Raw genomic sequence first — 12,357 nt, 5'->3', positions numbered from 1 at the left:
CAACAAAGACTTGCAAGCCTGGCTGGTGCAACATGGCTTGAAGGATTCGACCCAATCGCGTCGCACGATCGCCTATGCAGGGGTGTAACAAAAACAAACCGGGGAAAATCCGCTTTTCACCATCCCAGGCAACGAGTCCCTCTGCCATCCTCGTAACGAAAGTCGTCAACGGCTCGTTGATTTACTGAGCCGCGACGCGTCAGCGGCCGGGTCCCGCGCGCTACCCGGTGCCTTACGGCCCACGGCTCCCTGTTGCGATTTGCATTTCGATTAACTCAACAAGTCGTCAAGACTTTTGGACCGATAACAAGCTTCCGCCCTTGAGGAAGCCACCATCATCGTAGTGGACGAGGCAACGAGTCCCTCTGCCATCCTCCTAACGAAAGTCGTCAACGGCTTGTTGAATTACTGAGCCGCGACGCGTCAGCGGCCGGGTCCCGCGCGCTACCCGATGCCTTACGGCCCACGGCTCCCTGTTGCGATTTGCATTTCGATTAACTCAACAAGCCGTAGCCGACTTCTGCTCCGCCAAGTTAGCAGCATCGCTCATTAAAAGATTGCTTCACCGCGTTGGCTTTCACACCTCAACCCTCAACTCGCAAATGACGGTTTTTGCGCCGATGCGGCAGTGACTTTCCAGACGCACAACCAGGGCTATCCCCTTTGCGTATCGCGGCTGCCCACCCGCTTTCTGCAGTCTTCATTGACTCGATTCGCCTTTGCGCAATGTTTCACAAGCCGAATTGCGGGAAAAGTTTGACTTTACACCTTGCGCCGCGTTAGGTTGGGATCAATCACCAACCTTGAGCCCCACTTGTGGGTTCGATTCTTCTCTTACTGCAAGGGCTTGGATATGAACGAAGTGAAGACCGCAAGCGATATCATGCGTCGCAATCTTGTGACGTTGACTCCGGAGAGTGATGTCATGGACAGCGTTGCGAGACTGCTGCGAGACAACATCTCAGGGGCGCCGGTACTTGGCTCCGATGGTGGTTATCTAGGTGTGTTTAGTGAAAAGTGCTGCATGAACGCGTTGACCGAACCAGTCGAAACGGCACGTGACGAAGGTCTACACATCACACGCGTTCGTGAGTTCATGGTCAGCAAACTCGTCACCATTGATCCTGAGATGGACGTCTTTGAAGCGATCGATCATCTGCTGAGTCGGCGAATCTCGGGGGCCCCGGTGGTCGACAACCAAGGACATTATCTAGGCATCTTCTCCGAAAAGACCGCGATGCGCGCCCTGATTGCGGCGCTGCATGATCAGCTGCCCGGAACAAGCGTGAACCAATACATGAACTTGGATCGCAACCGTATCATCCACGAAGATGATTCGTTATTGGACGTTGCCCACAAATTTCAAGAGACACCGTATCGTCGGCTTCCGGTGTTGCGGGGCGAACGGTTGGCGGGACAAGTCAGTCGCCGTGACGTATTGCGGGCCGAATGCCGATTGGCATGCGAAGTCGTTGAACGCGCCAAGCAGCATCACGCCAGCGACAACCTGCGTCGCGCTGCGAAACCGCGGCAAATCGGACCCTACATGGACACCGATGCGTTGACTGCAGAACCGAGCACCGACTTGCTTGGTATCGCCCAGATGTTTCTCAATTCGCCTTATCGCCGATTGCCGATCATCGAGGAGGGTCGTTTGCTTGGGCAAGTCAGCCGTCGTGATTTGCTCGAGGCCGCTGCGGAACTTCTGCGTCCCAAACCAGAACGCCGCGGTGCCGAAACGCTTTACCTCAGTTTCGTCTCGAGCACCACGCCTGAATCATTCCGCCGCTAGGCGGTCGCGATTCGCAAATCGATGGGATTCACACCGCAACGTCGCATTCGATAGCGTGGTTTTCGCTAGTGGCGCGGCGGCACATCACCCCGATCTGGTTCGACGGATTTAGTCGCCACCCGGCGGCGCGTGGGCTGTGGATCGAGTGAGCCGCGTCGCGTGAGCGTCCGGGGCTGGGGGTGACGTGATACCCGATGCCTCGCCGAAGATACCATCTATTTTCTTTCATGGTACGGCGCGGAGCCCGTTCGGTTGCAGCGAGTCAAACGTTCGAGATTCGCCGGGCGGGGCGCCGCACCGCTCCGTTATAAAAACAACGCGTCGCTACATCGACGACGAAGACGTCAACCGGCGTCGCGCCTCGCGAACTTTCTCGACCACCGTGTCTCGGTCATCGCCGACGCAGGTCAAGTGTCCCATCTTGCGTCCTGGTTTGGCGTGAACCTTGCCATACAAATGCAGCTTCACTGCGTCCACGGCAAGAGCACGATCCCATGGAGGCGTTTGCGTCTCGTCGCCCCACACATCGCCGAGCAAATTGGCCATCGCAGCGCCGCCACAGATCATGTCGGTATTGCCAAGCGGCAGTCCACAAACCGCGCGGACATGTTGTTCAAACTGACTTGTGTGGCAAGCTTCGATCGTCAAGTGACCCGAGTTATGGGGCCGCGGTGCCACTTCGTTGATGATCACTTCCAACTCGCCTTCGGCACTGGGTCGCACAAACATTTCCACGCACAACAGTCCCACGACGTCGAGAGCTTCGGCAGTCATGATCGCAATCTCACGCGCCCGTTGCTGAACGTTGTCGGGCAACGTTGCTGGAACCATGGTCACATCGAGGATGTGGTTGACGTGATCGTTTTCAAAGATAGGGAAGGTGGACGTCCGGCCGTCGACGGTTCGAGCCACCACAACCGAGACTTCGCGATCGAATGCAATCAGTTGTTCGGCCACCCATTCATCACACATCGACCAATCGACATTTACTGCGTCGGCAAGCGTGTTGATGCGATGTTGCCCCTTGCCGTCGTAGCCGCTACGAGCGGTTTTTAAAATCAACGGCAATCCCACGGCGTCTGCCGCGGCAGCCAATGATGTTGCGTCGACGACTTTCGCAAACGGAGCGACTGGAAGTCCTGCGTTTTGGATTGTGTTTTTTTCACGCAAACGATCTTGCGCCGTCGCTAACACGTCCGACGAAGGGTAGGTGGGGGCGTACTGTTGGCACTTGGCAATCGTTGCTTCGGGTATATTCTCGAACTCTAACGTGATCACATCACACTGGTTCGCGAACGCCTCGACCGCGTCCATATTGTTCAGCCGTCCGAAGACACAGCGATGCGCGATCTGGGCTGCCGGCTCTTGCTCGGTTTCGCAGAACACCACCACTTGGTAACCCATCTGAGTCGCGGCGATGGCGAACATGCGGCCCAATTGGCCACCGCCCACCATTCCAATGGTGCTGCCGGGCAGCATCACGTTTGACGCGGGATTGGGATCGTTTTTCAAATTCGTCTCGTTCACGTTGATGCTATAGCTCCGCCGATTCGAGTACTGCGGCAGTTTGTTTCTCGACAAACTCGGCCAATCGTTTTGCCAACGCATCGTCAGACAACGCCAAGATCCGCGCCGCCATCAGCCCTGCGTTCTTGGCTCCGGACGTTCCAATCGACATCGTCGCAACCGGAATGCCGCCGGGCATCTGCACAATCGACAACAGTGAATCGAGTCCCTGCAGGGCTCGGCTTTGCACGGGGACTCCGATCACTGGCAGATTGGTTTCCGAGGCGACCATCCCCGGCAAATGAGCAGCACCGCCCGCTCCTGCGATAATGACCTTCAATCCACGCTGGCTCGCCTGGGTTGCGTAGTTGACCATGCGGGTCGGCGTCCGATGCGCCGATACCACCAATCGTTCGTTGGGGATCTGCAACTCGTCCAAAATATCGGCTGCCGCCCGCATTGTGTCCCAATCATTGCGGCTGCCCATGATCACGCCGACCAAGGCGTCGGTAGGGGCGAATTCGTTTTCACTCATGACAAACTTCGATTCAAATGGTTAGGGACATAAATGACGATTGCGATTGCGGGCACCATCGCTCGCCAAAATTTACAAAACTCAATCCGATCCGCCCACCACATTGATTTCACCAACAGCCCACCTCGACTCGCCCAACACACTCCCCGTAGCGGAAGTCGTCAAGACTTTCGTCCACACCCCCTTCCGTAGCGAAAGTCGTCAACGGCTTGTTGTTTTAGTCGTACGATGGACTTCCTAGTCCGTCGAATCCATCATTGACGGACTAGGAAGTCCATCCTACACCCCCTTGCCGCAGGAACCTTCACTAAATCAACAAGCCGTCAACGACTTTCGTCCATCAACCTCACGGCATCGCAAATCCCGGGCAGCTTGCCGAATGATGAGCCGAGACGCGTAAGCGGCCGGGCCCACGCACTACCCGGTGCCTATCGGCCCTCAGTCCATCAATCTCATTCGCCTCTCGATCAAACCAACACGCCACCAAGTCGTATGTCGTCCTGGCCCGCCCCGCCAGAAACTAAGCCCCCGTTCCGCAACGTTTTGACGTCTGTTTACCCCTCGATCACTTCCAACTTGGCAAACGCCAAACGGAAATTATGTTCGCCATCGTCAAAGCGAACCGTCGCGGTCCGCTTTGGGCCTCGACCGGTGATCGAAACCACCGTGCCTTCGCCGTATTCCATGTGCCGCACCAGCGTTCCTTCGCGGTACGCGGTGACTGGCGTGACGCCTCCATTGAGCATATCGGCCGCGGTCTTCAAACCTGCCACCTGAGCCGATTTTCGTTTCTTGCTTTCGACGCGTTCGGCAATCTCCGCCTCGGGCAATTGGCAAACTTCGTCGTACGCCTTGGCGGCCGACTCGTGCACCGTCGGCCCGGCATCATCCAAGAGCGTGTCGTCGCTTTCGTCCGGCAAGTCCCATGACTCGGGATAGCCGCCGTGGGCGTCAGGATCCTCGTCGAACCAATCGCGGTCCACGGTGCTTTCCACTTTCCTCAGTTCATCCAGTGGCAATTCGTTCAAAAATGGACTCGGTACCGCCGGCCGGGTGTCCCCTCGCACCGTCCGCCGCTTGCACACGCTCAGCTGCAACCGCTGCATCGCCCGCGTGATTCCCACGAACAACAACCGACGTTCTTCTTCAAACCCCGCATCGGTATCCATCGAACGTGAATGCGGCAGCAAGCCTTGTTCGACCCCGACGATATAGATGCAGGGAAACTCGAGTCCCTTCGCCGCATGCAGCGTCATCAACGTCACGCGGTCGTCGGAATCTTCGAACGCGTCCGTGTCCGAAACCAACGCCACCTGTTCCAAAAAGGCCTCTAACGTGCCATCTTCGGGATGCTGGCGGTCGAATTCGACCGCTGCGGAAATGAATTCATCGACGTTGCCAATTGCACTGCTGTCTTGCTGATCGACCGACGATTTTTCTAAGAACGCCTCGTATTTGGTTTCTTCGACCAAGTAACGCAGCAAGTCTTCGAGCGTCGCCGACGCTTTCTTGCTCAGCCGATCATACAACTCGACAAAACGCGTTACAAACGTGGCCGAACGCTTGGCGATCCCTTCGATTTGGTAGACATCGCGAGCCGCTTGCAACATCGGCACCTGGTTCACATCGGCATAGCGTCGCAGTCGTTCGACCGTTTTCGCACCGATGCCACGTGTTGGCACGTTGACGACGCGTTGGAACGCGACATCGTGGCTGGGGTTATTGATCAAGTGCAGGTACGCCAGCAGATCCTTGATCTCTTTCCGCTGATAGAATTCGACGCCGTTGATGATTTGGTAAGGCAAACCACGGCTTCGCATCGAATGCTCTAACGAACGTGTCAGCGCATTCATTCGGCACAGCACCGCAAAATCACGCGGCCGCATCCCTTCGACTCGAATCGCGTTGGCGATTTCGTCCGCGATCCCGTCGGCTTCCTGGTACCCGTCTTCGTACATCCTCAAAACGACCGGATCGCCTTCGGGATTGTGGGTGTACAGATCTTTTTGTTTTCGCTTTTGGTTATGCCGAATCAACTGGTCCGCAACACGCAAGATGTTAGGTGTGCTGCGATAGTTCTGTTCCAAACGAACTGTGGTGACCGACGGGTAATCCTTTTCGAAGTCGAGGATGTTGTTCAAATCCGCACCGCGCCATCCGTAGATCGATTGATCCGGGTCACCGGTCACCGCGAGGTTCGCATTGTTGATCGACAACCCACGGACGATCGCGTATTGGGCCAAGTTCGTGTCTTGGTATTCGTCAACCAAGATGTACCGGAAACGTGCATCCAAATCCTCGCGTAGTTCGGGATTGTTTCGCAACATGATTGCGACATGGAACAACAGATCGTCAAAATCAACGGCGTTGGCCGTCAGCAATTGCTGCTGGTACACCGGATAGACTTTTGCGGCAACCGCATCCCCGGTCCGGCTGGACGCCGACAACATCATCTCCGGCGTGACCAAGCGGTTTTTGGCGCTACTGATGATCGAGGTGATTTGTTCGGGCGACGTATGGCTGGTCGAAACGTTGGCAGCGGCGATCGCCCGCTTCATCGCCTGCTTCGAATCCGCAGTGTCATAGATCGAATAATTTTCGGCCAATCCGACCAACGACGCGTAGCGACGAAGCAATTGGGCGCAGAAACGGTGGAACGTTCCCATCCAAACAGGCTGGCCCGGTGCCAATTGGCCGACACGAGCTCGCATTTCGTCCGCCGCCTTGTTGGTAAACGTCACCGCAGCGATTTGCGAAGGCGAGACTCCTTGCGAAATCATGTAAGCGATGCGGTGCGTGACCACGCGAGTCTTTCCTGAACCAGGGCCGGCCAAGATCAATAGCGGTCCATCGATGTGCGTGACCGCTTGCTTTTGAGACTCGGTCAGTCCTTTGAGGATGGCGTCCATGTCAGAAATCTCGAGATAGAAAAGCCGGGACGGAAGAGGCGGGAAACAAACCGGCGTGAAATACAGAGCCGGGGTTGAAACAGAGAAGGGAAACGGCGACACGTTCCTTTGACGCCTCATGATACCGACTCTGGCAAATCTGCGTTAGTGTCCCCACGCGTCCGCTTCGCCGGCCACCCGCAGATCAGCTCCGCTTCGGCCATTGGAGGCTGCGCTGTTGTCGTTTTTCCCGGCATATCCCAACCCGACGCGTCAGCGAGGAACCGAGAAAATATCGAGATTCCTTCGCTCACGCTTCGGGTTGTGAAAAACTCGCAACTGCAAAACTTACGCGTCGGGTTGGGATAAAAACGCGACTTCAAAACTTCGGCCGGGGGGTGAGCACGAGCGATGAAAAAACGGACTCTTGGTAACAGTGGCTACACCGTGGCCGTTGCACTGCCGAATTCAAACTTGCGATCGAGTCCGCGTCGGTTCGCCATTGCAGGCGATAGGAATCAGCCGAGGCGATGCATTTTTTTTAGGAACGGGGGCCCAATGCCAGCGAGCATGAGGCATCCCCCGCTACAGAGACTTGGTAAGATAGAATGGTTAGAATGGACTGTCCGACTGCATTCGCTGCGGATGTAATTTGACGATCAAACGCATGGGAAAAAGGCATCAATGGCTGGAAAAAACGTTTTAGGCGGCGAACTCGCCAGCTGCAGTACCGATCCACTAACCGGGTTTTACCGCGACGGATGCTGTAACACCGGAGCGTCTGATTCGGGGTTACACGTCATTTGCGCCAAGATGACGGCCGAATTTTTGGAATTCAGTCGATCGCGAGGCAATGATCTGAGCACTCCGAACCCGATGTTCCGATTTCCCGGATTGCGTCCCGGTGACCGCTGGTGTTTGTGTGCTGCCAGGTGGAAGGAGGCGTATGACGCAGGCAAAGCGCCGCCAGTGGTGCTCGAAGCGAGTCACATCAGCGCGTTAGAGTTTGCCTCAATCGAAGAATTGCAGGAGCACGCGGTGCTCGAAGAAGAATGAAAAAAATTGGGTTCAGATAGGGCTTGCGGCCACGAACCTGATTGCTAGAATCCCTGTCATCTGAAGAGGGCAACCCACTGGGAGGTCCTTCAACGGATCAGCGAGCACCCCTAGCTCAATTGGATAGAGCATCGGTCTACGGAACCGAAGGTTAGAGGTTCGAATCCTCTGGGGTGTACTTGCCGAGAAGCCATGAACCGCCAAGGTTTATGGCTTTTTTTGTGCGTCGACGTGGACTCAAGAAAATTTTTCTTAGTGTCTGGCCGTTCCGTTGCCTTTTGTGTCGACGGTTGCTGTGCTGTTTCCTGTAGGAATGGCAGTTCTGCGGGCGGGGCCCGATCCTCGGTTCTGAACTCGCTTGATGGGCCAGCTGATGAAAAATTCTCAGCCCGGTTTAGCGACGGTTTGAATTCTTGCCAGCCGCATTTGTGATCAGCAGCGGGGCGATTTTCGTGAGATGCCCGTTGGCGTCGGCCACTGGCAGGCCCCAGTCCTCAGCGATCCCGCAGTCGGTTGGCCCGCGAATCACGCGAATGAACGCGAATCGAGTGGGCAGCACAAAACCGCCGCGGTGTTCTCTCCTTTTACGGCGGAAAAATTTCGCAGAAGCTCGTTCGGCAGTATCGTATGCACTCGCGGAATAATCTTGCCACTGATTTCATGTGTCTCTGACGCAAACCGGTGAATCCGTTCTGCTGCCATTGGTATCGACAGCAATATTGATGCGACAGAAAAATTGAGATGTCGTAATCTCCGAAATTTGTTTTCGCCGTCGGACGCTTTTGTCTCACCGCTGGCGAGACTATTGCCGGGTCTTGGATTGTTCGCTCAATCAAGAGACCAAAAGCATCCGAGTCTTGGATATGATACGGAACTTTTGCCATAGTGTTAATTCAGTCTCAGTAAGAGCGATCCTATCCTCGGCGAATGAATTGGCCCAACCTGTCCGCAAAAAATGACAACGCAATGATCTGGAGATAACCACCGTCCAAGTCGTCTGCTGTAAACTATTGTATCGGTTTTCGTTCGCTCGCCTTAAGCCCCGATGGATTTTCGGTTGCCGCGCTGGTTGGTTCCAAGCTGCGTGTCGTCGATCGCAAGGGACGCCGAGTCAAATGGAGAGCGCAAGGGCACAACGATTGTGTAGTGGTGGTGGCGTATTCGCCCCGATGGCCGGATGCTTGCCTCCGGTGGACTCGACAGTGTGGGCAAATTGTGGGACTCCGATAGCGGAAAGCTGATCGCCACGCTGGCCGAGCATGTGTCGGGCGGAGGTAATCGCGATGAAACAGCTGGCGTTTGGCTGTGGCTGGCCAAACGCGAGCCTTAGCCCATGAGCCGTGAGAGGTATCGATTACTGCTGTAGCGGAGCTCGCATGGCCGATGCCATCGATCGGAAATCGACTCGAGTTAATCGTCGGCATCTTCGGGTAAGTAAACTAGCTCTTGCCTGCACGATCAAAAATTGCAAAGTTGTATCAGCTAGTTGGCACCGAGGTCGCGACAATACGATGACTGGACGTGCAAACGGTTAAGATTTGTGCAATCAATAAAGTGAAGGTGTAACATGAACGATTCTGGCTTAACGTTCAACTTGTTACTACATCAAGCCTCGTCTTCCAATCGCGGAACCCGCTTTCCGCACAATGATCTCGGCGTTTTGGATGGTGATGAGATATTCGAATGCGAACCATCATGAATCGCAAGCAAATTCGATACGGACATCGGCAACCTCGCTATCAAAGTCTAGAGGATCGGATGCTGCTTGCCGTTGGCTTGCAATCACCCTACCAACCGTTGGACGTAAATATCGATCTTGCGGTCGATGCACAGGATGCCCGCGACGTGATCGGCATTTTGCAAACCGGGCACGCCGCAGCGGATGAGTCGGTCAAAGCCACCGGCGTGTTTGCTGACGTTAGCGGTGACAATCATGTCACGCCACTCGACGCGTTGCGGATCGTTAACCACCTTGATCGGCAATCTCCTACGATTGCAGCAAAACTGATTGACGACTCTGGCGGTGACGGCGAGCAACGGTACGATTTGGTGACACAGGAGTTGGGATTGCAGGTGCGAACTCGGGGGATCAATGAGCTTCAAGTGCTAATCAACGACCTGGCAATCAGTCAGTTGCTGATGGTCGATGATGGTGAAGATTTTTTACTGACGTCGACCATGATCGAATCCGCATTGGGGGCACCGCTTACCGATGGAGTGCAGACGATCGAACTTCGCGATCGAGAATCCGGTTTTCGTTGCGAGTTTGAAGTCGTCCTCGATCGAACCTCTCCCCAACCCATTTTTCACGCGGCCGACCCTGTGTACCAACAACAGGGAACGCGTTTGGTCATTGGCTTTGACGAACCAATCCGTTCTGGTGTTCCACTGAGTGCGGATAACATCCGGGTTCAGCGAGCTGACTCGGAACATGTGATTGCGGTAAAGGCGGTGCGTGAGTTGGCATCGGATCAGTTGGCGATTGAATTTGATGAGGCCATTGCCAACGGCACATACAAAATCAAATTTATTGACAGTCTTCAGGATGTTGCGGGCAATCAGTTGACAAGTCCGTTGCCTACGATCGAAGTGGACCGCTATTTCACGTTCGATGTCGATCCGAGTAGTCAGTTGGTCACAGTCGAAGCCGTTGCTCCGACGATTTCCGTGCAGTGGGATCGTGCCATTCAAGATGCGGTCATCGAGACGTCACCCGGTCCTACGGTGGCTTCGCGAGCGTACGGGATACTGCATACAGCCATTTACGATGCTTGGTCCGCCTATGATCCACGGGCAATTTCGACAACCATCGGAGATCAGCTGCAAAGGCCAGACGACGAAAACACGCTTGAAAACAAACGAGTCGCCATCAGCTATGCAGCCCATTCGGTCTTGGTTGACCTGTTTCCAACGCAGCGAGAGCGATTTGATCTGTTGATGCAGCAGTTGGGGCTGGATCCCAGTGCCGATCCCAACAATGCGACAACCCCCGTTGGTATTGGGCATCGGATGGCAGCGGAGCTGCTCGCAGTGAGACACGAAGACGGATCGAACCAGTTGGGGAGCTCTGTCGATGGGGCGGTCGGTGTCCCCTATTCCGATGTTTCGGGCTACGTCGCGGCGAATCAAGCTGGCAGCACATCCATCGTAGATCGCTGGACGCCCGAGTTCGTCCCGATCGACGTATCGCCAGCCCAAGCGGATCATTTACGTACTCAGCAGTACCTCACTCCGCACTGGGGAGAGGTTGCTCCGTTCGCAGTCGAGGATCTAGATTCACTGCGTCCCCCGCTGCCCGAACCGTTTCTGTTGGTGAACGGGACGGTCGACATGTCGAGCAAAACGATCACGCTTGAAGACGGACAAGTGCTGGCAATTTCACGTTCCCTGATAGGAACGGTCATCAATCCTAACTTCATTCAGCAGGCTGAGGAGTTGGTCGAGATCAGTTCTCAGCTGACGGATCAGCAAAAACTTGTCGCCGAGTTCTGGGAAGACGGAGGCAACACTTCCTTTCCACCCGGAACGTGGATGACGTTTGGCCAATTCGTCTCTGCACGAGACCGGCACACGCTTGATCAAGATGTTGCAATGTTTTTTGCGTTAGGTAATGCGGTAATGGATGCAGGAATCGCCACATGGGAAGCGAAGCGATTTTACGACTACGCTCGGCCTGTAAGGGCGATTCGCAGTTTGGGGCATCTTGGTCTGATTGGTGACTTTGACGTTGATCGACAAGTATGGATGATCGATGCGTGGAACCCGGCAAAGGGAACGCAGCGTCAGCCGGCCACCGATTTTCTAACCTATCAAACGCCGGGATCCGATCCCTCGCCCCCATTTGCTGAATACACGTCAGGCCATAGCAGCTTCAGCGCCGCGGGAGCGACGATCTTGGAGTTGTTTACCGGAGGCGAAACGTTCGGGGCCACAATCTCTTTGCCGGCAGGAAGCTCACGATTCGAACCCGAAGTGGTGCCCGGGGAAGCCACGACGTTATCGTGGCAGACTTTCCGCGAAGCGGCCAATGAAGCTGGTGTTTCGCGAATCTATGGCGGCATCCATTTTGCTGATGGTGATCTTCAGGGGCGTCAGCTTGGTGATCGTGTTGGTCGCATTGTTTGGGATCGTGTGCAAGCGCTACTGCACGGCGGACAAGAGTAAGGCGAGCGTAGCCGATAGGCGTCAACGGTGGTCGCGAACTTCGCGTTGTCTTGTTTGAGGAACGAAGTCTTGAAGAACAAACGGATCGCAAAATAGCTTCATTTGCTGCAGGGGAGCACAGACATTGCCATCAGAATCGACATAGGCATGGAGTACATTGCGTGACCGTAATTCAGCAACGTGAGTACAATGGTTGATTGAGGGAGTCAGCCAGGGAACTCCATCGAAGGAATTTTTGCATCGCGGTTACGGTTTGGGAACCGTTCGGAAATAAGTTCGTCATTACAATAGGATTTCCGAATGACAGAAACTCTCCGGTGACGTTAGGGCCGCTTCGCCAGAGCTTTACTGGAATGGGCGTAGGTCGGCCAGCTTTGGAGGGAGTTCGATTGACTGCGGAGCGTTTAACGAGAGCG

At 55.2% G+C, this 12,357-nt stretch carries 7 protein-coding genes and 1 tRNA gene; 5 read left to right on the top strand and 3 right to left on the bottom strand.

Features of this window, described 5'->3' with window-relative positions; genetic code table 11:
• Positions 1-853 precede the first annotated feature (853 nt).
• Positions 854-1,792 (top strand): CBS domain-containing protein, encoded by a 939-nt coding sequence (locus ABEA92_RS19320; protein WP_345685492.1) that lies wholly within the window; start codon positions 854-856, stop codon positions 1,790-1,792.
• Positions 1,793-2,116: 324 nt separating this feature from the next.
• Here ABEA92_RS19320 and ABEA92_RS19315 read toward each other — a convergent pair whose 3' ends face one another.
• The 3 genes from ABEA92_RS19315 to ABEA92_RS19305 form a co-directional block, all read right to left on the bottom strand.
• Positions 2,117-3,271 (bottom strand): 5-(carboxyamino)imidazole ribonucleotide synthase, encoded by a 1,155-nt coding sequence (locus ABEA92_RS19315; protein ID WP_345685497.1) that lies wholly within the window; start codon positions 3,269-3,271, stop codon positions 2,117-2,119.
• A 55-nt stretch (positions 3,272-3,326) separates the two neighbouring features.
• Positions 3,327-3,833 (bottom strand): 5-(carboxyamino)imidazole ribonucleotide mutase, encoded by a 507-nt coding sequence (gene purE, locus ABEA92_RS19310; RefSeq protein WP_345685491.1) that lies wholly within the window; start codon positions 3,831-3,833, stop codon positions 3,327-3,329.
• A gap of 554 nt (positions 3,834-4,387) precedes the next feature.
• Complete coding sequence (locus tag ABEA92_RS19305) at positions 4,388-6,742, bottom strand: ATP-dependent helicase (RefSeq protein ID WP_345685490.1); 2,355 nt, start codon at positions 6,740-6,742, stop codon at positions 4,388-4,390.
• A gap of 663 nt (positions 6,743-7,405) precedes the next feature.
• On the opposite strand from ABEA92_RS19305, the gene ABEA92_RS19300 reads away from it, so the two are divergent.
• The 4 genes from ABEA92_RS19300 to ABEA92_RS19285 all read left to right on the top strand — a co-directional run bounded on the left by ABEA92_RS19300 (position 7,406) and on the right by ABEA92_RS19285 (position 11,941).
• Complete coding sequence (locus ABEA92_RS19300) at positions 7,406-7,777, top strand: DUF2237 family protein (RefSeq protein WP_339946454.1); 372 nt, start codon at positions 7,406-7,408, stop codon at positions 7,775-7,777.
• 104 nt (positions 7,778-7,881) lie between these two features.
• Positions 7,882-7,955, top strand: a tRNA-Arg gene (locus tag ABEA92_RS19295).
• Positions 7,956-8,954: 999 nt separating this feature from the next.
• On the top strand, positions 8,955-9,107 hold the full coding sequence (locus tag ABEA92_RS19290; RefSeq protein ID WP_345685489.1) for a hypothetical protein: 153 nt from the start codon (positions 8,955-8,957) through the stop codon (positions 9,105-9,107).
• A 365-nt stretch (positions 9,108-9,472) separates the two neighbouring features.
• A complete protein-coding gene (locus tag ABEA92_RS19285) occupies positions 9,473-11,941 on the top strand; it encodes a DUF6851 domain-containing protein (protein WP_345685488.1) in 2,469 nt (822 codons plus the stop codon).
• Positions 11,942-12,357: the final 416 nt, after the last annotated feature.

Origin of the sequence: Novipirellula caenicola, assembly GCF_039545035.1 — a bacterium.
GTDB lineage: Bacteria > Planctomycetota > Planctomycetia > Pirellulales > Pirellulaceae > Novipirellula > Novipirellula caenicola.
The sequence above is the reverse complement of the archived record's forward strand: the minus strand, read 5'-3'. Positions and strand labels throughout refer to the sequence as shown.